Origin of the sequence: Sphingomonas sp. Leaf343 (genome assembly GCF_001423765.1) — a bacterium.
Lineage (GTDB): Bacteria > Pseudomonadota > Alphaproteobacteria > Sphingomonadales > Sphingomonadaceae > Sphingomonas.
The window spans coordinates 222712-244520 of sequence record NZ_LMPG01000001.1 but is presented as its reverse complement, the minus strand read 5'-3'; the positions used below and the strand labels follow the sequence as shown (position 1 = coordinate 244520).

Below are 21809 nucleotides of genomic sequence, written 5' to 3'. Positions count from 1 at the left end.
ATCTCATCCGGCCGCGACATGCTCAGTGCGCGGCGTTCACCGGCGTCTTCGCCACCGCCACCGGCGCCACCGGATCGATGATGCGCAGCGCATAGCGTCCCGGCGGCAGCATCAGCGCCACGTCCTCGCCCGGCCGGATCGCGACCCGGTCCATCGGCACGGATGCGGTCGACTCCCCCACCGGCCGCGCCTCGACGACGCGCCATCCCGTGGTCGGACGCAGCAGATAGGGGATGCTGACGACGCTGTCGCCCGCCTGCTTCCGCCATTCCGGCCGCCCCCGCTCGAACCGGGCATCGGGATGGTCGACGATCAGGTCGAACGATCCCTTTGGCTCGTCGGCCGGCAGGGCGGACAGCCCGACGCTATTGCCGGACCCGCGACAGCTGATCTGCGAGACGGTGAGCGGATCGATCCCCGTCTTCTGCTTCAGGCGCGCGGCCATCCACCGGGAACCGTCTTCGCGGGGAACTTCGGCGGCATGTGAATAGCCGACATGGATCAACAGCTTCGTGCCGGGATGATCGCGCAGGAACGCCGCCAGCGCACTTGCCTGCCCTTCCTCGCGAAGGGCGATCCGCTGCTCCCATGTCCGCTCCACGGCCGGGCCGTCCTCGTTCGGTTCGTAGGGGAACAGCCGATAGCCGAGCGCCTTCGCCTGCCGCCCCAGCCGGCCGAAGCCCGCTTCCGACAGATAATAACCGTCCTCGTCGGCCAGATACGGCAGTGTCGGCTGTTTCAGGAACGTCGAGCGCTTGTCCTCCGCCAGCCCCGGCGGATCGTTCATCAGCGTTTCCATCGCCAGCACGTCGTAGCCGAGCGGCCGCAGCCGCCGCGCGACCTCCGCCGTGAAGCCGCGATGCTGCGACCGTTCGTGACTTTCGTTGACGATCACGATCGACGTGGCACGTGCCCGCGTCTCGATTTCCTCGAACACACCTGCCACCCCGATCGCCGGGGAGCAGCGGCCGGGTCTGTAATCGTCGCTGACGGCGGCGATCAGGTCTTCCCGCCCGAACAGGCTCAGCGTCTGGCGGTCGCCGTCGTCCGCCAGCGGGTTCCGCGGATCGATGCTCGCCAGCCTCGCGAACTTGCCGGCGAGCATCGGCGGCAGGCTGGCCTGCGCCACCGTCTCGACCGGTTCGACCAGAATCACGCCTCCTGGTGCCGCTCCATCTTTGGCGGCGAGGGGTTCCCACAGCGCAAATAGCGGAGCCAGAACGAAAAGAAGCCGACGGACGCGAACCGGATGAACATTCTGCATCGCCAACGCTACCAGCCCCCTCGCCGTTCTTCCAGAGCGCCGATTCCGGGCGCGCGCGGGACGCCGTCGTTGACCGCATGCCACGGCTCCAATACGTTCGACGCGGCCGCATCGGAAGGGGACCGGATGACCGCGCGACCCGATCGATCGAAACGCCGGCTCCGACTGTGGTTCTGGGCCATTCCCGCCGCGGCAGCGCTGGCGATCGCGGCGTGGGTCGCATGGACCAGCGACGTGAGCCTCGTCCGGGCCGATCGCGCGGCATCCCTGCTCGTTGCCATCGAAAAGGCGGCGGCATTGCCCGTATCGGACCGGGGGCCGATCGAACGCACCGCCCCGGACGGCCCTATGCCGGAGATGGCGGACCGCACGCTGGTCATCGACGCGGGCGCCGCGACGATCGCCACCCGTATCGTCGCGGCGTGCCGGACGGCGGGATTTCGGCCCCCGGACGCTCGCCGCCGCGCGATCGAGGCCGATGTGGCGTGCGTCGGCGGATCGAGCCGCCCCGGCGACAGCATCCACCTCCGCCTGCGCTGCACGAAGACCTGCACCGCCTATTTGCAAACCCGTCTGGTGTGATCCCGGGGAGACGGACATGACTCAACGCAGCGATATCCTGCCGAACAAGAATGGCTGGAAGCGTCTGAGCTACACCCGCCGCTGCGGCTGGGTTGATTGGGGCCATGCCCTGCCCGGCAACGCGCTGGGCCTCAGGACCCAGCTCGAATCCGAACGCGCGGCATGGCCCGGCCTGTCTCAGGTGACGGTCACGCTCAACGGCCATCCCGCCTTCGCCATCCATTACGGTCAGGGCATGACGGGGTTCAGCGCGGCGCGTCACTGGGTCATCCGCCGCGGCCTGCCCCGTGCTTCGCGGGAAAGCGCGGCACTGGGTATCTTTCTGTCGGCGTCCTACGATCTGGAGGGGGCACAGGCGAGCTTCCCCTTCTCGCTCGTCACCGACAGCGGCTTCAGCGCCGAGGATCTGGTGTCGGACCTGATCGGCTTCTACGCCGCGTTCCACGGCTATTCGCAGGATCAGCAGCGCCGCATCTGCGGAGAGGTCAGCAACAAAGAAAGCCTGCGCCTGTGGGACGAGCATCTCCCCAACGGACTGGGGTCGATCAAGAACAAATCGCTACGCCCGGTCCTGTTCCCGACCAAAGAAACCGGTGACGGCGACACCAGCTTTCCCAAGGAATTCTCATCAATCTCGCCGTCGTCCAGCGGCTGGGACTGGGCACGCCTGCAGAGCCGGTTCATCCCCGGCGGCGTCGTCAACGGCGGCGCGCGCATCGAGGTGGATCGACGCGGCGTCCTGTCGGTGCGGTGACGGCGCGCGGCGGGTTCGCACCCTGTCCTACACGCCGGTTTTGCGCGATAGTCGAACCGCTCTTTGACATCGTCGACCGCCGCCATCGCAATCGATCACGGGCGAAGTAGAGGACCCCGTCCGGCGCCTCCACTTCCTCCACTTCGCCGCCTCACCAGTCCCCCGCCGCCGCCATCCACAGCGCCACCGCCGCCGCCGCCGCGGTGTCCGCGCGCAGGATGCGGGGACCCAGCGTCACGCCCACCGCCGCCGGGCAGGCGCGGATCGCCGCGCGTTCGTCGTCGTCGAAGCCCCCCTCCGGCCCGATCAGGATCGCGCCCGCGCCCGGCCGCTCCCGCATCGCCGCCACCGCCGGCTCGCCGCCGGCTTCGTCCGCAAAGAACAGCGCGCGGTCGGCAGGCCAGTCGCGCAGCAGCGCCATCAGCTTCACCGGCTCCGCCACCTGCGGCAACGCGGTCCGCCCGCATTGCTCCGCCGCCTCGATCATCTGCGTGCGCAGCCGTTCGGTATTGGGCTTGTCGACCACCGTCCGCCGCGTGACAACGGGAACGTAGCGGTCGACCCCCAGCTCGCACGCCTTCTCCGCCATCCAGTCGACGCGATTCTTCTTCAACGGCGCGGCGCACAGCCACAGATCGGGTACCGCCTCCCGCTCCGCCAGCCGCTCCTGCACGTCGAGCATCAGGTCGCGCCTGCCGACCGCCGTCGCCACCGCCAGCCACTCGCCCGTGCGATCGTCGAACAGCTTGACCGGATCGCCCGGCTTCATCCGCATGACGGAGCCGAGATAATGCGCCGCCGGGCCGTCGACGCGCCGCGCGCCCGCCGCCAGTTCCTCGTCCACGAACAGCCGCGGCGTCGATCGCGGCGGCCAGGCCGGCGTCGCCGCCATCACCGCTTCCTCTTCCAGATACGCCGCCCGATCACCCATGCCGCCGCCAGCCCGAGCACGCCGAGGATCGCGATCCCCGCGACCACGCCGGCGACGCGGAAGATCGCCCAGAACAGCGCCTCCACGAAGCGCCCGACCGCGACGGACAGACCGATCATGAAGGCGCGCACCACGGCATCCGATCGGGATAGCGATGGCGGCGCAGTCGGCAAGTCCGTATCCCGGTTTGCTGCGCCGCGAGAAAAAAGGATGAACAGCCGTTCATGTTGCTTGACGTCATGGCTATACTCCGCCCATCCTGCGCCCGACGCCGCGGATGTTGCGCGTTCCGATCAAGGAGTTCCGATGAAGATCCTGCTCGCCTCCGCTGTCGCCGCCGCCGCCACGCTGGCGGCTGCTCCCGTCGGCGCAGAACTGTATAATTTCACGCTGTCCGGCGACTACACCGCCAGCTTCGCGATCGACTCCAGCCCGATTCCCGACGAATTCATCCCCGGCCTCGGCCTCGTCCTCTACGGTATTCCCGTCACGGGCACCGACACCGGCGTCTTCGATCTCGGCTTCTTCGAGGGCGGCTTCGGCGGCGGGATGAGCATCGTCGACCCCGCCACTTTCGACGCGGTATTCGTCGCCGATGGCCCGCAGCTTTTCACCGGCACCGTCGATGCGCCGACCTTCCTGACCGGCAGTTTCGCGCTGACCCAATATCAGGGCACCGGCCGCTATACGCTGACCATCGCCTCCGCCGCAGGTGCCGTGCCGGAACCCGCCAGTTGGGCGCTGATGATCGCCGGGATCGGATTGGCGGGCGGTAGCCTGCGTCGTCGGTCGCTGAAGCTGAGCTTCGGCTGAAGGTCCCTCCAAGCCACAAGCCCCCGCCTTCCTCCCCGCCGGTCCTTGCGGCATAGGACGGCGATGCCCGCCACCCCGCCCCAGATCGTCCCCGACAGCGAACATCGCGGCCTCGTCGCGCGGCTGCCCGCCACGCCGCGCGCTCTCGCGCTGCTGGCGCGATTCGACCGGCCGATCGGCTGGTGGCTGCTGTTCTGGCCGGGCGCGTGGGGCGTCGCGCTCGCCGGCGGCACGGTCGCGCGGTGGGACCTGATCGCGTGGATCCTGCTCGGCAGCATCGCGATGCGCGGCGCGGGCTGCGTCTATAACGACATCGTCGACCGCGATCTCGACGCTCAGGTCGCGCGCACCGCCGCCCGGCCGATCCCCGCCGGCCTGATCTCCGTCAAGGCGGCATGGGTCTGGCTCGTCGCGCTCAGCCTGATCGGCCTGATCGTGCTGCTGCAACTCGGCACGCTGTCGAAGGTCGTCGCGCTCGCCAGCCTCGCGCCCGTCGCCGCCTATCCCTTCATGAAGCGCATCACCTGGTGGCCGCAGGCATGGCTCGGCCTGGTCTTCAGCTGGGCGCTGCTCGTCGGCTGGGCGGACACCGCGGGCGACCTGTCCGCACCGATGTGGTGGCTCTATGCCGGCTCGATCGCGTGGGTGATCGGGTACGACACGATCTATGCTGTGCAGGACCGGGAGGACGACGCGCTAATCGGCGTCCGCTCGTCGGCGCTCGCGCTCGGTGGCCAAGTCCGGAGCGGCGTGGCGGCCTTCTATGTCCTGGCGTTGCTGCTCTGGGGCATGGCGCTGTGGAGCATCCGGCCCGACCCGCTCGCGCTCCTTGCCCTGCTCCCTGCTGCTCTCCATCTCGGCTGGCAGGCGGCGACGCTGCGTCCGGAGGATGGCACGGGTGCGCTCGCCCGCTTCCGCGCCAACCGCTTTACCGGGCTGCTCGTCTTCCTCGCCTGTGCCGTCGTCGGATCGACGGTCTGAACACGCTGTCCTGCACGCCCGGCCTGTCGGACGGGTGATCGCCGAACGGCCGCATTGGACTGACCCTGGCCGGCCACCCCTAGCATCCGCAGGCCCACCCCCCTAAGTCTGCGCGATGCTCACCACCGATCAGGCGCGCGACCGCGCCGCCGACATCGTCGCCCGCGCCCGCAGCGCCGGGGCCGACGCCGCCGATGCCGTCTTCGCCGCCGACGCCGCACTCGAAGTGTCCGTCCGGCTCGGCAAGCTGGAGGATGTCGGCCGGTCCGAAAGCGCCGAACTCGGCCTGCGGGTGTTCGTCGGCCGCCGCTCGGCCAGCGTCTCCACCTCCGACCTGACGCCGGACTCGATGCAGACCCTGGTCGAACGCGCCGTCGCGATGGCGCGCGAAGCACCGGAGGACGAGTGGGCCGGCCTCGCGCCCGCCGAACGCCTGCTCCACGGTGCACCGCCGCTGCTCGATCTGGCGGACCACGACGATCCCGCACCCGAGCGTCTCCGCGACCTCGCGCTCGCCGCCGAGGAAGCGGCGCGTGCCGTCGCCGGCGTCACCAATTCGGAGGGCGGCGGCGCCAGCGGCTCGCGCAGCGTCTGGGCGCTCGCGACATCGACGGGTTTCGCGGGGTCCTATGCCGCCACCGGCTACGGCCTGTCCGCCAGCGTGCTGGCCGGCGACGCTGCCGCCGGTATGCAGCGCGACTATGCCCATCACGGCGCGCGCCACCTCCGCCACCTCGACGCCCCCGACGCGATCGGGCGGGCGGCGGGGGAGCGTGCCGTCGCGCGCCTCAACCCCGGCCGCCTTGCCAGCGGCGCGATGCCGGTCGTCTTCGATCCGCGCGTCGGATCGTCGCTGCTCGGCCATCTGATCGGCGCGATCGGCGGGTCTTCGATCACCCGCCGCACCAGCTTCCTGCTCGACGCGCTCGGCACCCGCATCCTGCCGCACGGCCTGTCGGTCCGCGATGATCCGCACCGCCCGCACGGCCTGCGCTCACGCCCGTTCGACGGAGAGGGCCTGCCCGTCTCCCCCACCGCGATCGTCGAGGACGGCGTGCTGGAGACATGGCTGCTCGACTCCGCCTCGGCCCGCCAACTGGGGCTGGAGCCGACCGGCCATGCCAGCCGGGGCATCGGCGGCGGTCCCGGCGTGACGACCAGCAACACCTATCTGGACGGCGGCAAGCTGCCGGTCGAGACGTTGATCGGCGACATCGCCGACGGCGTCTACGTGACGGAGTTGATCGGTCAGGGCGTCAATGGCGTCACCGGGGATTACAGCCGCGGCGCCGCCGGCTTCCGCATCGTCGGCGGAGAGATCGCCGGTCCCGTTGCGGAGTTCACGATCGCGGGCAATCTGAAGGATATGTACGCGAACCTGACCGCGGCCAACGACCTGAAATTCCGCTACGGCACCAACGTCCCCACCGTGCGCGTGGACGGCATGACGGTCGCGAGTGGCTGACCTGAACCCCGCCACTCTTTTTCCCGCGGTGGCGGAGATCGCCGCGGCGGCGGGGCAGATGGCGCTCTCCCGGTGGCGCACGGATTTCCGTCGCTGGGAAAAGGAGCCGGGCAGTCCGGTGTGCGAGGTCGATCTGGATGTCGACCGGATGCTGATGGCGCGCCTGTCCGCCTTGCTGCCCGATGCGGGCTGGCTGTCGGAGGAGACGGCCGATGCTCCCGACCGACTGTCCCGCCGCCGCGTCTGGGTAGTCGACCCGATCGACGGCACCCGCGACTATATCCGCGGTCGCGAGGGCTGGGCCGTCTCCGTGGCGCTGGTCGAGGATGGTCGCCCCGTGCTGGCGTTCCTCGACGCCCCCGCCCGCAAGGAGCGCTGGTCCGCGACGCTGGGCCGGGGCGCGTGGCGCAACGGCGTGCGCCTGACCGCGGGCGATCGCAGCGACCTGACCGGCGCGCGAGTGCCCGCCGACGCGCTGCCCCGTTCGGACCGCGACTTCGTCGCCGTCCACAAGCCCAATTCGATCGCGCTCCGCATGGCGATGGTCGCCGCCGACGAGGCCGACCTCGTCGCGACGCTGCGCTGGGGCAACGAATGGGACATCGCCGCCGCAGCGCTGATCGCAACCGAATCGGGAGCCGCCGCCACCGACGCGCACGGCCAACCCCTGATCTTCAACAAGTCCCGCCCGCAGGCGTTCGGCGTCCTCGTCGCCGCACCGGGCCTTCACGCCGCCGCCGTGACCCGGCTGGAGGGGCGTGCCGTCGCGGCGCGTTGAATTTAGCAAGATCGAACAGCAGCTTGCTGGTTTCTTCACCGCATCGTGCGTCTGGTAAGCCGATATTGACCATTTCGGTTCATTACGCGGCATCGGTCAGGAGACATTACGTGGCGACTCAGCCCATCGAAGATAATCGACCCGACGTGCGCAAGAGCACGCGTCATTCGCTGAACATCAAGGGCAGCGCGCGCATCGCCGTCGGTATCGACATCATCGACGCCTCCGCCACGGGCGTGAAGGCGCGGCTGTCGGTGCCGCTGCCGATCGGTACGCTCATCAACATCGGCCTGCCCGGCAACAACAAGCGTCATGCCCGCGTGGTGTGGAGCGAGGGCGACATCACCGGCTGCGAGTTCGTTCAGCCGCTCGACAGCTACGACCTCGTGACGCTGCTGGAAGGGCCGAAGGCGCAAAACGACTGACGAGGCCGGTGTGCGCCGCGACCCGCCCCACGGTCGGGACGGAGCGAAGACACCCCCGAGTTTGTCCGACATATGGCATTGTCGCCGCCCCGCCTCGCAGATAGTCTCGGCTCCATAGGAGAACGGGATGTCGATCGATCGCAGGCAGCTTCTCGCAATGGGAGGCATGGGCCTTGGCAGCCAACTCGTCGGTGCGTCGGCAATGGCCGCGCCGCAGGGGGTGTTCCAGCCCAACTGGGCGTCGCTGACCGGCGGTTATCAGGCCCCCGACTGGTTCCGCGACGCCAAATTCGGCATCTGGGCGCACTGGTCCGCACAATGCGTTCCGGAGGCGGGCGACTGGTATGCGCGCGAAATGTATCTTCAGGGAACGCGCGCCTATAATCATCATCTGAAGACGTACGGACATCCATCGGACGTCGGCTTCATGCAGATGTATCCGCGCTGGACTGCGGAGCGGTGGAACCCCGTCGATCTGCTCGACCTCTACAAGCGGGCCGGTGCCAGATACTTCATGGCGCTCGCCAATCATCACGATAATTTCGACAGCTATGCGTCCAGCCACAATCCGTGGAACAGCACGCGTTATGGCCCCAGGCGCGACATCGTCGGCACCTGGGAGAAACTGGCGCGCGAACGCGGCATGCGGTTCGCCGTGTCGAACCATTCCGCCCATGCCTGGCACTGGTATCAGCCCGCCTATGGCTATGACCCCGAGGGGCCTCGCGCAGGTCAGCGTTACGATGCGTGGCGGCTGACAAAGGCCGATGGCCGCGGCCAGTGGTGGGACGGGCTGGACCCGCAACAGCTCTACACCGGTCGGACCATGCCGATGCCGGACGGCATCCGCTCGATCTCCGCGGCCAACGCGTGGCATGAGAAGAACGACCGCGTCTGGAACGAGGAGGCGCCGGCGAGCAACCCGGCCTTCACGCGCAACTGGACGAACCGCTGCAAGGAGTTGATCGACAATTACCGGCCGGACATGATCTACTTCGACAACATGGCCATGCCGCTGGGCCAGACCGGCTTGGACATGACCGCCTATTTCTACAACAAGTCGATGGAATGGCATGGCGGCCGCAACGAAGCGGTCGTCACCGCCAAGTCGACTCCGGAGAAATGGCGCGCCGGCATCGTCGACGACGTCGAACGGGGCGGCCATGACGACATCCAGCGCTACCCGTTCCAGACCGACACGTGCATCGGCAACTGGCATTACGACCGCGATCTCTACGACCGGAACGGCTACAAGACCGCGGGCAAGGTCATCCACACGCTGTGCGACGTCGCGGCCAAGAACGGCAACCTGATGCTGTCGGTGCCGATCCGCGGCGACGGCTCGATCGACGAGAAGGAACGCGCCGTCGTGGAGGGCATCGCGGTGTGGATGCAGCGTTACGCCGTCGCGATCTATGGAACGCGCCCTTGGACACTGGCGGGCGAAGGTCCGACCGCCAGCGCGCAGGGCCATTTCAACGAAGGCACCAACGAGTCCCCGTACACCGCCCGCGACGTGCGCTACATGCGCAAAGGATCGGCGGTGCACGCGTTCACGCTGGGCTGGCCCGACGACAATATCGCCCGCTTCCCGGCACTCGGCCGCACCGGCAAGGTCGCGCGGGTGACCGTCCCGGGTGATGCCGCGCCGCTGACGTTCCGCCAGACGGCGAGCGGCCTCGACGTGACGCTGCCGACGACGCTGCGGAACACGATCGGCGTGGGCCTGATCGTGGAGGGAGACGGCCTCGCCTGACGCCGGGCTGCGGTCAGCGTGGCTCGTCGCCGTCCTTGTACTTCATCTCCAGAAAGCGTCCACGCGTCTGGAGATTGTCGAGATCGTCCTGCGCCAGCCGTGCCGTCATGTCGGCGATCTCGCGCTCGATCAGTTGCAGGCCGGCGACCAGTTCGGCGTCCGGCGTCCGCCCGTTCCGCTCGACGGTGCGCAGGGTATCCGGCACCCGCGCATAGTCGTTGACGAAGGCGGGCAACTGCTCGCCGACCAGCCGCCGGACCTCGAACGCTTCTTCCGTCTGCGGCTCGATCCGCGCCAGCTGCGGGGAGAGCGTGTCCAGCCGCTCGCCGATCCGGTCGACCAGCACCTGCGCCGGCCGCGGCAATGCCCCGCGCTGCGCGCCCAGCCACCGCTCGGTCTGCGCGGGCAGCGCACGGATATCGACCGTCTTCAGCTTCTCGGGCGGTGGGGCAGCGCGCTCGCCGGGGATGAACGACAGCAGCAGCACGGCCGCGAGCAGTATCGCCATCACTATCATCGCACCGGCGATGCCCAGCGGCACGATCATGCCCCACACCATCGCCACCGCAAGGATCGCAACGATCGCGCCGGCGATCCATGTCAGCCGTTTGGCGATGCTCGCGGTCCGCCGCCGCCGGGCGCGGGTCGGCACCCCGTCACCGGTATCGCTGATCCGTGCCCAGCTGGACCGCGCGGCCGAGATGGCGTCGTCGACGTCGCTCATCGGTTACAGGCTCTCCAGCCGGTACTGGTTGGTCGGGGCGGCAATCGCCCCCTGGCTCGCACCTTCGGCGCGGGCGATGTAGCCGCGCGACTTCTCAACCTCGTTGCCCAGCGTAGTGACGGTCGTCTTCATCGAATCGAGCGCCTTCAGCTTGAACGTGTCGATCGCATCCATCGTGTCGTAGATGTTCTGGAACGCGCGTTGCAGCGTCTCCAGCGGGATCGTCGAGGCGGCGGCCTGTTCGTGAATCTGCGCGGTCTGGCTCTTGAGCAACTTGCCGGTCGAATCGATGATGTTCGCCGTCGTCGTGTTCAACTGCGTGATCTGTTCCAGCACCAGCTTCTGGTTGGTCAGTGCCTGCGCCACCGTCACCGCCGTGCGCAACGCCGCGACCGTCGTGGTGCTGGCGCGGTCGACGCCCTTCACCAGTTCGACGTTGTTCTTCTTGACCAGATCCAGCGCGAGATAGCCCTGCACCGTCACCGCCATCTGCGTCAGCAGGTCCTGCGTGCGCTGCCGCGTATAGAACAACGCCGTCTCGCGGATCGCCTTTGCCTTGGCGGGATCGGTGTGATCCAGCTCGTTGGCCTTGTCCTCCAGCCTGGCGTCCATCGCCTGCGACAGGTGGATCATCTGCTCCAGCCGACCCATCGCGTTCCACAGATTGGCGCGCTCCGTATCGATCGCGGCGTTGTCCATCAGCAGCTCGTCCTTGCCGCTGGCGAGGCTCTTCAGGATCGAGCTGATATGCGTCTGCGACGATTTGTAGCCATCGAAGTAATTGCGCATCTTGCTGCCGAACGGAATGATCCCGAACAGCTTCTGCGGCGCGGTCAAATTGCCCTTCTTGCCGGGATCGAGGTCCTCGACGACGCGGCGAAGCTCGGCCAGATCCTTGCCGACACCCGTCTCCTGATCCATCGCGCGGACCGGGCGGTCGAGGAAGCGGTTGGACTGGCCCGCCGCCTCGCGAATCTCCTTCGCGCCCATCGCGGTGATGGCATCGACGCGCTTGCCGAATTCGGGGCTGTTGACGTCCTGCGCGACCAGATCGGTCACGAAGCTGTCGACCCTAGTCTCCAGCTCCGACTTCTTGGTGTCGTCCACCGGCACCAGCCCCGCCGCCCTGGCCGGCGCGACCGTCGGCACCGGATCGGGCGGCGTCAGCACCAGCTCTTTTTCAGCGGTGATCGTCTCGGTCGTCGTCGCCATGCGTCTTGTCCTCGGATAGGAGCGGCAATGTGGCCGGGCCGGTGCTGCCGCGCAAGCGTATTAGGCGAATAATACGCACGGCCGACCCGCCCTGCAATGCCCGCCCTTCCCGCGGCGCACCATTTCGGCTATGGGGCGCGCAACTTCGCTCCAGACATCCAGGATTCCCCATGAGCCTCCGCAACGTGGCGATCATCGCGCACGTCGACCACGGCAAGACCACGCTCGTCGACCAGCTCTTCCGCCAGTCGGGTACCTTCCGCGACAATCAGCGCGTCGAGGAGCGCGCGATGGACTCCAACGACCTCGAGAAGGAGCGCGGGATCACCATTCTCGCCAAGCCCACCTCGGTCGACTGGACGCCGCCGGGCGCCAGCGAGAGCATCCGCATCAACATCGTCGACACGCCCGGCCACGCCGACTTCGGCGGTGAGGTGGAGCGCATCCTCAGCATGGTCGACGGCGTCGTCCTGCTGGTCGACTCGTCCGAGGGCGCGATGCCGCAGACCAAGTTCGTGACCGGCAAGGCGCTGGCGCTCGGCCTGAAGCCGATCGTCGTCGTCAATAAGGTCGACCGTCCCGACGCACGCATCCAGGAAGTGCTGGACGAGGTGTTCGACCTGTTCGTCTCGCTCGACGCCAATGACGAACAGCTCGACTTCCCCGTGCTCTATGCGTCGGGCCGCAACGGCTACGCCTCGACCGACATGGACGCGCGCGAAGGCACGCTGATCCCGATGTTCGAGACGATCGTCAGCCACGTCCCCGCCCCCGAGGTCGAGGTCGAGGACGTTCCCTTCACCTTCCTCGTCACGCTGCTCGACCGCGACAACTTCCTCGGCCGCGTGCTGACCGGCCGGGTCAATTCCGGCACGGTGAAGACCAACCAGGCGATCCACGCGCTGGATAACGACGGCAACATCGTCGAGACCGGCCGCGCGTCGAAGATCATGTCGTTCCGCGGGCTGGAGCGCGTGCCGGTGGACGAGGCGAAGGCGGGCGACATCATCTCGCTGGCCGGCCTGTCGATCGCGACCGTCGCCAACACGATTGCCGACGTGACCGTCACCGAGCCGCTGCACGCACAGCCGATCGATCCGCCGACACTGTCGATGCGTTTCGCGGTGAACGATTCGCCGATGGCGGGTCGCGAGGGCACCAAGGTGACGTCGCGGATGATCCGCGACCGCCTGTTCCGCGAAGCCGAGTCGAACGTCGCCGTGAAGGTGACCGAGGCCGCCGACCGCGACAGCTACGAAGTGGCGGGCCGCGGCGAGCTTCAGCTGGGCGTGCTGATCGAAACGATGCGCCGCGAGGGCTTCGAACTGGGCATCAGCCGCCCGCGCGTGCTGTTCGGCGAGGACGAGAACGGCAAGAAGACCGAGCCGTACGAGACCGTCATCATCGACGTGGACGACGAATATTCGGGCACGGTCGTCGAGAAGATGAACCTGCGCAAGGCGGAGCTGACCGACATGCGCCCGTCGACCGGCGGCAAGACGCGCATCACCTTCTCCGCGCCGTCGCGCGGCATGATCGGCTATCACGGCGAGTTCCTGTCGGACACGCGCGGCACCGGCATCATGAACCGGCTGTTCGAGAAGTACGGCCCGCACAAGGGCCAGATCGAGGGCCGCAAGAACGGAGTCCTGATCTCCAACGGTGCCGGTGAGGCCAATTCCTACGCGCTGGGACCGCTGGAGGAGCGCGGCATCCTGTTCGTCGGGCATGGCGAGGCGCTGTACGAGGGCATGATCGTCGGCGAGAACGCCAAGCCGGACGACCTCGAGGTCAACCCGATGAAGACCAAGGCGCTGACCAACTTCCGCGCCTCGGGCGGCAAGGACGATCAGGTCCGCCTGACTCCGCCCAAGCGCGCGACGCTGGAGCAGGCGATCGCCTATATCGACGACGACGAGATGGTCGAGGTGACGCCGAAGTCGATCCGGCTGCGCAAGCGCCACCTCGACGCCAACGAGCGCAAGAAGGCCAGCCGCGCGAAGTTGGTCGCCTGACCGGTACGATCCCGCTGCCCGGACGGGAGCGGGATCGCGGGAAAGTCAGGCCAGGGGTTGGGGTTTCGATACGGCATTTCGCGCCGGGGCCGTGCGGAGCACTGACCGATGGTTCAGGCGGATCACCGCGATGAACCGCCCTTTCATCGAGCGACAAAAAAGGGAGCCGGACGCGATGTCCGGCTCCCTTTTTTGTTCGATCAACCCGGCGGTCCGTCGGAACCGCCGGGCTTCGCTCGCTCAGGCCGTCGTCGTCGCGAAACGGACGGAGGTGCGGCGGCGGCGCATCGCACCGCCGACCAGACTCATACCGCCGATCATCATCGCCCACGTCGCCGGCTCCGGAACCAGCCCGAACGCCTGACCGGTGGTGAACGCATAGCCGGAATTGGCCAGCACATCGACGTTCACGTTCCACCCGATCGCGTCGAAGAAGGCGAGATCGAGCGCGTCGACCTTGTCGACCAGACCGCTGCAGATATACGGGTTCATGATCCCGAGCAGGTCGGTGCAGCCGCCCGGCGCCTTCCAGTGCGAAGCCTGCCAGCCGTCGCCGTTGTTCTCCCCGGTCGAGAAGAAGCCGTTCATGAACGCCGTCTTGCCGCCATCGAGCGAGAAATAGGAATCGGTGCCGAACGTCCAGTCGAGCTGGCCTTCCGCCGAATAGCGGAACATGTCGCCCGCATAGCCCCACCAGACATTGTCGACCTGACCCGCGAAACCGGTCGAATAGTCGAAATCGTCGGCACCGCTGAGGAAGCCCAGCGCATGGCCGAGTTCGTGGATCGCGACGCCGATGAAGTCGTAGGAGCCGGCGGTGATGCCGTCGGTCGGGTCGAAATCGAAGTTGAAGGTGCTGGAAAACTGGATGTTGCCGTCGATCACGCCGGCCCCGTAATCCGCCTCGTACGCGGCGTTGTCGTCGTAGAGCGCCTTCACGTTGGCGGTCGAGATCGCGATCTCGCTGCTGATCTCCTGCCCGAGCGGGGCGATGCGCGTGCCGTTGTCGGCGATGCCGGTGCGGTTGGTCGGGTTGAGATATTGCGGCACCGTGACGTTGACGCTGCCGCCGGTCAGCGGCGCGAGGCCGCCGACGGCCGCCCGGTCCAGAGCGCTCGACGCACCGGCGCGCAGGGCCCCGTAATAGCTGGAGATCGCAACGTCGGTCAGCAGGGTGCTGCGCGTGCCGCCCAGCACGTTCGGCCCGAGCGGGGAGAAGCCCACTTCGAAGTTCAGCACCGCATCGTTGGTGAACACGCTCTCCCAATAAGCGGCGGCAGCGGCGAAGCCGCGTGCGGCGGGCGAACCGGCGACGCCGCCGACATCGATCAGGTTGATGGTCACGGCGGACGCCGGCGCGGCGGCGGCAAGGCTGGTCGCCGCCAGCATGACAGCGCTCGCACGCTTCAACGCATTCTTCATGGTGATCTCCCCGAGATAGCTTTGACTTCGCCCGACTCTGGTCGGATCAGCCGGGGGTCATCATGACCATTCGTCGTTAACGGTCAAGGCGCGTTCATCAATTATTAATGGGCCGTTCCGGCCAAGATCAACGGGTTACAAGCGACCAGCGTTGCGTCCGACAGAAGAACGCGATGCAGCCCTGCACCTTCAGCGTTCCGTTCGCGTCCCGCTTCAGGATCGATTTGTACGTCTTTCCCGATCTGGGATCATAAATCTTGCCGCGCCAGTCGTCGCCCTTCTCGGTGAAGCCGGACAGGATCACCAGTCCCTCCAGCGGGCGCTGCCGCAGCTTCGGATCGGGGTTGTTGGAGTCGACCGGCGGTCCCGACGGCGGCTGTTTCAGCAGCGTCGTCAGGCGTCCGCAGATCGCCGCGCCGCACGGGCCGATGGTGACGATCGCCGTCTTTTCCTCGGTGATCCAGCGACCTGCGATCGGCGTCGTGGCAAGGATGGGCGTGGCGGTGGCAGCGGCGGCGGACGCCAGCAGGATCAGGGTCTTTTGCATCGCTGCAATCGTTGTCCTGCCCGCCGGCCTAATGCAAGTCGCTTGCCGCCGCGCCCGACCTGCGCCACCTGTGACCGCGATGCCGCCACCTTCCGCCACCGACACCCTGCCCCGCGGCGATTTCCGATCGCTGGCGGAAAGCCATCGCAGCGTCGCGCTGCCCGCCGGCGCGGGCGCATTCCGCCGTTTCCTGGCCTTCGCCGGCCCCGGCTATCTGGTCGCGGTCGGCTATATGGACCCCGGCAACTGGGCGACCGACATCGCCGGCGGATCGGCGTTCGGCTATACGCTGCTCAGCGTCATCCTGTTGTCCAATCTGATGGCGATCGTGCTGCAGGCCCTGTCCGCGCGGCTTGGCGTGGCGTCGGGCATGGACCTGGCGCAGGCATGCCGCGCGAATTATTCGAAGCCGGTCAGCATCGCGTTGTGGGTATTGTGCGAAATCGCGATCATCGCCTGCGATCTGGCGGAGGTGCTGGGCACCGCGATCGCGCTGAAACTGCTGTTCGGCCTGCCTTTGACATGGGGCGTGCTCATCACGGCGGTCGACGTGTTCCTGATCCTCGCGCTGCAACGCTTCGGGTTCCGCCGGCTGGAGGCGTTCGTCATCGCGCTGCTGTGCATCATCGCCGGTTGCTTCGTATACGAACTTTTCCTCGCGCGGCCCGATCCGCAGGCGGTCATGCGGGGCTTCGTGCCGACGCCGGAGATCCTGACCAATCCGGCGATGCTGTATATCGCGATCGGCATCCTTGGCGCGACGGTGATGCCACATAACCTCTACCTGCACTCCTCGATCGTGCAGACCCGCGCGTTCGGCACAGAACCGGCGGACAAGCGCGAAGCCGCGAAGATGGCGACGATCGACGGGACCGTCGCGCTCGGCCTCGCTTTCTTCATCAATGCCGCCATCCTGATCCTCGCCGCGGCGACCTTCCACACCGCGGGACGGACGGACGTGGCGGAGATCGACGAGGCGTATCGCCTGCTCGCGCCGTCGCTGGGTGTCGGCGCGGCGAGCATCGTGTTCGCCGTAGCGCTGCTGGCGTCGGGTCAGAACTCCACCGTCACCGGCACGCTGGCGGGGCAGATCGTGATGGAGGGGTTCCTGCATCTGCGCCTGCCGACTTGGGCGCGCCGGCTGGTGACGCGGGCGCTGGCGATCGTGCCGGCGGTGCTGGTGGTGGGCGCAAGCGGCGATTCGGGCGCGACGCAGTTGCTGGTGCTGAGCCAGGTGATCCTGAGCCTGCAACTGCCGTTCGCGGTCGTGCCGCTGGTGATGTTCACCGGCCGGCGCGCGGTGATGGGCGATCTGGTCAGCCCGGCATGGCTGCGCGGGCTGGCATGGGTGATTACCGCGATCATCATCGGATTGAACGGTACGTTGCTGTACGGGATGGTTTAATCCACAAGCTCCTTCCCGGCGCGGGGAGGATCGAACAAGCCACATACGTATGATCGCGTGACTTCCTTAAGGCGCGCACGCTATCGCTGATCCGGATCAATCATCCCGGAGCATCTCTTGGCCACTCTGCTGTCCCCTGCCGCCGACAAGCCGACGCTGACGCCGCTCGCAGCGCAGATCCTCGACACCCTCGTCCACCGCATCGGCAAGGACGAGAAGGCGGCACGGCCGCACGACTGGCTGGCGGCGACGATCTTCACCGTTCGCAACGACATCATCGAGAAGTGGATGGAATCCACGCGCGAAGCCCATGCCAAGGGGGCCAAGCGCGTCTATTATCTCAGCCTAGAATTCCTGATCGGGCGGCTGCTGCGCGACGCACTGTCGAACCTGAACCAGACGCACGACATCGCCGGCGCACTGTCGTCGCTCGGCGTCGATCTGGCGATGATCGAGGAGATCGAGCCGGACGCGGCGCTGGGCAACGGCGGGCTCGGCCGGCTGGCGGCATGCTTCATGGAAAGCCTCGCGAGCCTCGACCTGCCCGCCTATGGCTATGGCATCCGGTACGTGAACGGCATGTTCCGGCAGCGGATCGACGACGGTTTTCAGGTCGAATTGCCCGAGAACTGGCTGCAACATGGCAACCCGTGGGAGTTCGAGCGCCGCGAGAGCGCGTATTTCATCGGCTTCGGCGGTGAAGTCGTCGGCACCGAGACCGGCCATGTCCACTGGAAGGCGGGCGAGGGCGTCGAGGCGACCGCCGTCGACACGCCGATGGTCGGCTGGCGCGGGAAGCGGGTCAACACGCTGCGCCTGTGGACCGCGCGCGCGTTCGACCCGATCAAGCTCGACCAGTTCAACGCGGGCGATTTCGAGGGTGCGCTGGCCGGACAGACCCGCGCCGAGACGCTGACGCGCGTGCTCTACCCGAACGACTCCACCGCCGCCGGGCAGGAACTGCGGCTGCGGCAGGAGTATTTCTTCTCCTCCGCGTCGATCCAGGACATCGTCCGCCGTCACATCCAGTATACCGGCGATATTCGCACGCTGCCCGACAAGGCGGCGATCCAGCTCAACGACACGCACCCTGCGGTGGCGGTGGCGGAGCTGATGCGGTTGCTGGTCGATTTCCACGATCTGGGCTTCGACGAGGCGTGGGACATCACCCGTGCGACGTTCGGCTACACCAACCACACCCTGCTGCCCGAGGCGCTGGAAAGCTGGCCCCTGCCGCTGTTCGAGCGGTTGCTGCCCCGGCACATGCAATTGGTCTACGCCATCAACGCCAAGCTGCTGCGCGAGGCGAAGGCGAAGGGTGCCGACGATCGCGCGATCGCGGCGATCAGCCTGATTGCCGAGGGCGGCGAGCGGCGCGTGCGGATGGCCAATCTGGCGTTCGCGGGATCGCACAGCATCAACGGCGTCGCGGCGCTGCACACCGACCTGATGAAGAAGACGGTCTTCGCCGACCTCCACGCGCTGTATCCGGAGCGGATCAACAACAAGACCAACGGCATCACCCCGCGCCGCTGGCTGCAACAGGCGAACCCCGGACTGACCGCGCTGATCCGGGAAGCGATCGGGGACGATTTCCTCGATGACGCCGAGAAGCTGTCGGCGCTCGACCCGTTCGCCGACGATGCCGATTTCCGCAGCAAGTTCGCGAGCGTGAAGCGCGCCAACAAGGTCGCGCTGGCGCAGCACCTGAAGGAGCTGATGGGCATCCGCATCGATCCCGACGCGATGTACGACGTCCAGATCAAGCGTATTCACGAATACAAGCGCCAGTTGCTCAACATCGTCGAGACGGTCGCGCTCTACGACCAGATCCGCAGCCATCCCGAACGCGACTGGGTGCCGCGCGTGAAGCTGTTCGGCGGCAAGGCGGCGTCGAGCTATCACAATGCCAAGCTCATCATCAAACTGGCCAACGACGTGGCCCGCCGGATCAACGCCGACCCGGCGATCGGCGGGCTATTGAAGGTCGCGTTCGTGCCCAATTACAACGTGTCGCTGGCGGAGAAGATTATCCCCGCCGCCGACCTGTCGGAGCAGATCAGCACCGCGGGCATGGAAGCGTCGGGCACCGGCAACATGAAGTTCGCTTTGAACGGGGCGCTGACGATCGGCACCTTGGACGGTGCGAACGTCGAGATCCGCGATCGGGTGGGCGACGACAACATCGTCATCTTCGGCCTGACCGCGGACGAGGTCGCCGACCAGCGCGCCCGCGGTTACAATCCGCGTGCCGCCATCGAGGCGTCGCCGGAACTGTCGCAGGCGCTGTCCGGGATCGCGTCAGGCGTCTTCTCCCCCGACGATCCCGACCGGTACAGGGGGCTGATCGGCGGCCTTTATGACGGCGACTGGTTCATGCTCGCCGCCGATTTCGATGCCTATGCCGCCGCCCAGCGTCAGGTCGATACGCGCTGGCAGGACCGGGAGGGATGGAACGCCGCCGCGATAAGGAACGTCGCGCGCGTCGGATGGTTCTCGTCGGATCGCACCATCCGCGAATACGCGAAGGACATCTGGGGAGTCCTGTGAAACCATCGAGTGACGCTATCGCCGCCCTGCTGGAAGGGCGTCACGACGACCCTTTCTCCCTCCTCGGTGTCTTCCCCGGCCCCGGGGGAAGCTTTGCGCGGGCCTGGATTCCCGGAGCGGAGACGGCGGAGGCGTTCGATCTTGCCGGTGAAAGCCTCGGCGATCTGACGCCGGTCGGCGACGATATGTTCGAGGGGCCGGTCGCGGGCGATCCGCAGCCGCTCCGCTACAAGGCGCAAGGGTATGGCGCAGAGTGGTGGGTCGGCGATCCGTACAGCTACGGCCCCGTTCTTGGCCCGACCGACGATTATCTGATGGGCGAAGGCACGCACCACCGCCTGTGGGACAAGATGGGCGCGCACCTGATCGAGCATCAGGGCGCGACCGGCATGCACTTCGCCGTCTGGGCCCCGAATGCGCGGCGCGTATCGGTGGTCGGCGACTTCAATGGCTGGGACGGACGCCGCCACGTCATGCGCCGCCGCGTCGACGTCGGGGTTTGGGAGATATTCCTGCCCGATCTGTCAGCCGGCCAAGGCTACAAGTTCGAGATCATCGGCCCGCATGGTGAGATGGTGCCGCAAAAGGCGGATCCGTTCGCCTTCGCCGCCGAACTCCGCCCGAAGACGGCGTCGGTCACCACCGGCGCGTTCACGCACGCGTGGCAGGACGACGGCCACCGCCAGCATTGGGCCGCGGTCGACCCCCGCCGCCAGCCGATCTCGATCTACGAGGTTCATGCCGGATCGTGGGAGAAGGACGCGAACGGCTGGTATCTGACCTGGGACGCGCTGGCCGACCGATTGATCCCCTATGTGGTCGACATGGGCTTCACCCATATCGAATTCCTGCCGATCACCGAGCATCCCTATGATCCGTCATGGGGATATCAGACCACCGGCCTTTATGCCCCGTCCGCCCGGTTCGGGGATCACGAGGGCTTTGCGCGCTTCGTTGACGGGGCGCATCAGGCGGGGGTCGGCGTGCTGCTCGACTGGGTGCCGGCGCATTTCCCGACCGACGTGCACGGCCTGTCGCGGTTCGACGGCACCGCACTGTACGAGCATGAGGACCCGCGGCTCGGCTATCACCCCGACTGGAACACCGCGATCTACAATTTCGGGCGGCGTGAAGTGTCGTCCTACCTCGTCAACAACGCGCTGTTCTGGGCCGAACGCTACCACCTCGACGGACTGCGCGTCGATGCGGTCGCGTCGATGCTGTACCGCGATTACAGCCGTCAGGCGGGCGAGTGGATTCCCAACGAAGAAGGTGGCCGCGAGAATTGGGAGGCGGTGGAGTTCCTCCGTTCGATGAACCGGGCCGTCTATCGCGAGCATCCCGGCATCTTCACCGTCGCCGAGGAATCAACGTCGTGGCCCGGCGTGTCCCAGCCCGCGCCACCGCCGGGTGAGCGCGATGGCGGGCTAGGCTTCGGGTTCAAGTGGAACATGGGGTGGATGCACGACACGCTCCATTACATGGCGCGAGAGCCGGTGCATCGGCGACACCACCACGGCGAGATCACGTTCGGGCTGGTCTACAGCTTTTCCGAGAACTTCGTCCTGCCGCTCAGCCATGACGAGGTCGTTCATGGCAAGGGATCGCTGCTGGCGAAGATGCCGGGTGACGACTGGCAGCAATTCGCCAATCTGCGCCTCTACTACGCGTTCATGTGGGGCTATCCGGGCAAGAAGCTGCTGTTCATGGGGCAGGAGTTCGCCCAGCGCGCCGAATGGTCGGAGGAACGCGGCCTCGACTGGCATCTGCGCTCCAGCCACGCGCATGACGGCGTCCGCAAGCTGGTCCGTGACCTGAACCACCTCTATGCCGCGAAGCCCGCACTCCACGCCCGCGACTGCGAGCCGGAGGGGTTCGAGTGGCTGGTGGCGGACGATAGTGTCAACTCCGTCTTCGCGTGGCTCCGCAAGGCACCGGGCGAGAAACCCGTCGCGGTCGTTACCAACATGACGCCGGTCGCGCGGGCACCCTATCGCCTTCCCCTGCCGCACGACGGGCGGTGGAGCGAGGTGCTGAACTCCGATGCCCATGACTATTGGGGGTCGGGCCTCGGCAATATGGGCGGGGTCGAAGCGAAGGACGGGGTCGCGTGGGTGACGCTGCCGCCGCTCGCCACGATCATGCTGGAGTATGAGGGGTAAAGGCGGGCAGAACAGCTTCTTCC

19 protein-coding genes are annotated in these 21809 nt (G+C 67.2%); 12 read left to right on the top strand and 7 right to left on the bottom strand.

Annotated elements, in window-relative coordinates:
* Positions 1-22 precede the first annotated feature (22 nt).
* A complete protein-coding gene (locus tag ASG07_RS00975) occupies positions 23-1156 on the bottom strand; it encodes a hypothetical protein (RefSeq protein ID WP_055840950.1) in 1134 nt (377 codons plus the stop codon).
* A gap of 234 nt (positions 1157-1390) precedes the next feature.
* On the opposite strand from ASG07_RS00975, the gene ASG07_RS00970 reads away from it, so the two are divergent.
* Together ASG07_RS00970 and ASG07_RS00965 are read left to right on the top strand one after the other, a co-directional pair.
* Positions 1391-1846: a hypothetical protein gene (locus tag ASG07_RS00970; RefSeq protein ID WP_156361681.1), complete on the top strand. Its 456-nt coding sequence runs from the start codon at positions 1391-1393 to the stop codon at positions 1844-1846.
* 16 nt (positions 1847-1862) lie between these two features.
* The gene (locus ASG07_RS00965; RefSeq protein ID WP_055840943.1) at positions 1863-2600 is read left to right on the top strand and encodes a hypothetical protein; all 738 of its coding nucleotides are present in this window, start codon (positions 1863-1865) and stop codon (positions 2598-2600) included.
* 151 nt (positions 2601-2751) lie between these two features.
* On the opposite strand, the gene ASG07_RS00960 is transcribed toward ASG07_RS00965, so the two are convergent.
* Together ASG07_RS00960 and ASG07_RS17390 are read right to left on the bottom strand one after the other, a co-directional pair.
* The gene (locus tag ASG07_RS00960) at positions 2752-3492 is read right to left on the bottom strand and encodes a 16S rRNA (uracil(1498)-N(3))-methyltransferase (RefSeq protein ID WP_055840939.1); all 741 of its coding nucleotides are present in this window, start codon (positions 3490-3492) and stop codon (positions 2752-2754) included.
* Complete coding sequence (locus ASG07_RS17390) at positions 3492-3662, bottom strand: hypothetical protein (RefSeq protein WP_236694472.1); 171 nt, start codon at positions 3660-3662, stop codon at positions 3492-3494. The genes ASG07_RS00960 and ASG07_RS17390 overlap by 1 nt, the downstream gene beginning before the upstream one ends.
* Positions 3663-3837: 175 nt before the next feature.
* On the opposite strand from ASG07_RS17390, the gene ASG07_RS00955 reads away from it, so the two are divergent.
* The 6 genes from ASG07_RS00955 to ASG07_RS00930 all read left to right on the top strand — a co-directional run bounded on the left by ASG07_RS00955 (position 3838) and on the right by ASG07_RS00930 (position 9749).
* Complete coding sequence (locus ASG07_RS00955) at positions 3838-4344, top strand: PEPxxWA-CTERM sorting domain-containing protein (RefSeq protein ID WP_055840935.1); 507 nt, start codon at positions 3838-3840, stop codon at positions 4342-4344.
* A gap of 63 nt (positions 4345-4407) precedes the next feature.
* Entirely contained in the window at positions 4408-5325 is a 918-nt protein-coding gene (gene ubiA / locus ASG07_RS00950; RefSeq protein ID WP_055840932.1) for a 4-hydroxybenzoate octaprenyltransferase, read from the top strand.
* 115 nt (positions 5326-5440) lie between these two features.
* Positions 5441-6790, top strand: a complete 1350-nt coding sequence (locus ASG07_RS00945) for a TldD/PmbA family protein (protein WP_055840930.1) — start codon at positions 5441-5443, stop codon at positions 6788-6790.
* Positions 6783-7568, top strand: a complete 786-nt coding sequence (locus tag ASG07_RS00940) for a 3'(2'),5'-bisphosphate nucleotidase CysQ (protein WP_055840926.1) — start codon at positions 6783-6785, stop codon at positions 7566-7568. Before ASG07_RS00945 ends, ASG07_RS00940 begins: the two co-directional genes overlap by 8 nt.
* 110 nt (positions 7569-7678) lie before the next feature.
* Positions 7679-7993, top strand: a complete 315-nt coding sequence (locus ASG07_RS00935; protein ID WP_156361680.1) for a PilZ domain-containing protein — start codon at positions 7679-7681, stop codon at positions 7991-7993.
* 127 nt (positions 7994-8120) lie between these two features.
* Positions 8121-9749 (top strand): alpha-L-fucosidase, encoded by a 1629-nt coding sequence (locus ASG07_RS00930; protein WP_055840919.1) that lies wholly within the window; start codon positions 8121-8123, stop codon positions 9747-9749.
* 13 nt (positions 9750-9762) lie between these two features.
* Here the strand turns inward: ASG07_RS00930 and ASG07_RS00925 are convergent, their stop codons facing one another.
* Together ASG07_RS00925 and ASG07_RS00920 are read right to left on the bottom strand one after the other, a co-directional pair.
* The gene (locus ASG07_RS00925) at positions 9763-10473 is read right to left on the bottom strand and encodes a hypothetical protein (protein ID WP_055840916.1); all 711 of its coding nucleotides are present in this window, start codon (positions 10471-10473) and stop codon (positions 9763-9765) included.
* Positions 10474-10476: 3 nt separating this feature from the next.
* Complete coding sequence (locus ASG07_RS00920; protein WP_055840913.1) at positions 10477-11685, bottom strand: toxic anion resistance protein; 1209 nt, start codon at positions 11683-11685, stop codon at positions 10477-10479.
* 170 nt (positions 11686-11855) lie between these two features.
* Here ASG07_RS00920 and typA point away from each other — a divergent pair, with 170 nt between their 5' ends.
* Entirely contained in the window at positions 11856-13700 is a 1845-nt protein-coding gene (typA, locus tag ASG07_RS00915; RefSeq protein ID WP_055840910.1) for a translational GTPase TypA, read from the top strand.
* Between the two features lie 240 nt (positions 13701-13940).
* Here typA and ASG07_RS00910 read toward each other — a convergent pair whose 3' ends face one another.
* Both ASG07_RS00910 and ASG07_RS00905 read right to left on the bottom strand, forming a co-directional pair.
* Complete coding sequence (locus ASG07_RS00910) at positions 13941-15122, bottom strand: NF038122 family metalloprotease (RefSeq protein WP_055840907.1); 1182 nt, start codon at positions 15120-15122, stop codon at positions 13941-13943.
* 127 nt (positions 15123-15249) lie between these two features.
* Positions 15250-15669, bottom strand: a complete 420-nt coding sequence (locus ASG07_RS00905) for a DUF2147 domain-containing protein (protein ID WP_055840904.1) — start codon at positions 15667-15669, stop codon at positions 15250-15252.
* Positions 15670-15748: 79 nt separating this feature from the next.
* On the opposite strand from ASG07_RS00905, the gene ASG07_RS00900 reads away from it, so the two are divergent.
* The 3 genes from ASG07_RS00900 to glgB all read left to right on the top strand — a co-directional run bounded on the left by ASG07_RS00900 (position 15749) and on the right by glgB (position 21786).
* Positions 15749-17074 (top strand): Nramp family divalent metal transporter, encoded by a 1326-nt coding sequence (locus tag ASG07_RS00900; protein WP_055842733.1) that lies wholly within the window; start codon positions 15749-15751, stop codon positions 17072-17074.
* Between the two features lie 117 nt (positions 17075-17191).
* Positions 17192-19624: a glycogen/starch/alpha-glucan phosphorylase gene (locus ASG07_RS00895; RefSeq protein ID WP_236694471.1), complete on the top strand. Its 2433-nt coding sequence runs from the start codon at positions 17192-17194 to the stop codon at positions 19622-19624.
* Complete coding sequence (gene glgB, locus ASG07_RS00890; RefSeq protein WP_055840901.1) at positions 19621-21786, top strand: 1,4-alpha-glucan branching protein GlgB; 2166 nt, start codon at positions 19621-19623, stop codon at positions 21784-21786. Before ASG07_RS00895 ends, glgB begins: the two co-directional genes overlap by 4 nt.
* Positions 21787-21809: the final 23 nt, after the last annotated feature.

Bases quoted from the DNA above. Each gene is read 5' to 3' on its own strand.
- ASG07_RS00965 (WP_055840943.1), top strand. From the start codon at position 1,863: ATGACTCAACGCAGCGATATCCTGCCGAACAAGAATGGCTGGAAGCGT.
- ASG07_RS00970 (WP_156361681.1), top strand. From the start codon at position 1,391: ATGACCGCGCGACCCGATCGATCGAAACGCCGGCTCCGACTGTGGTTC.
- ASG07_RS00955 (WP_055840935.1), top strand. From the start codon at position 3,838: ATGAAGATCCTGCTCGCCTCCGCTGTCGCCGCCGCCGCCACGCTGGCG.
- ASG07_RS00960 (WP_055840939.1), bottom strand. From the start codon at position 3,492: ATGGCGGCGACGCCGGCCTGGCCGCCGCGATCGACGCCGCGGCTGTTC.
- ASG07_RS00905 (WP_055840904.1), bottom strand. From the start codon at position 15,669: ATGCAAAAGACCCTGATCCTGCTGGCGTCCGCCGCCGCTGCCACCGCC.
- ubiA (WP_055840932.1), top strand. From the start codon at position 4,408: ATGCCCGCCACCCCGCCCCAGATCGTCCCCGACAGCGAACATCGCGGC.
- ASG07_RS00945 (WP_055840930.1), top strand. From the start codon at position 5,441: ATGCTCACCACCGATCAGGCGCGCGACCGCGCCGCCGACATCGTCGCC.
- ASG07_RS00925 (WP_055840916.1), bottom strand. From the start codon at position 10,473: ATGAGCGACGTCGACGACGCCATCTCGGCCGCGCGGTCCAGCTGGGCA.
- typA (WP_055840910.1), top strand. From the start codon at position 11,856: ATGAGCCTCCGCAACGTGGCGATCATCGCGCACGTCGACCACGGCAAG.
- ASG07_RS00930 (WP_055840919.1), top strand. From the start codon at position 8,121: ATGTCGATCGATCGCAGGCAGCTTCTCGCAATGGGAGGCATGGGCCTT.
- ASG07_RS00910 (WP_055840907.1), bottom strand. From the start codon at position 15,122: ATGAAGAATGCGTTGAAGCGTGCGAGCGCTGTCATGCTGGCGGCGACC.
- ASG07_RS00900 (WP_055842733.1), top strand. From the start codon at position 15,749: ATGCCGCCACCTTCCGCCACCGACACCCTGCCCCGCGGCGATTTCCGA.
- ASG07_RS00920 (WP_055840913.1), bottom strand. From the start codon at position 11,685: ATGGCGACGACGACCGAGACGATCACCGCTGAAAAAGAGCTGGTGCTG.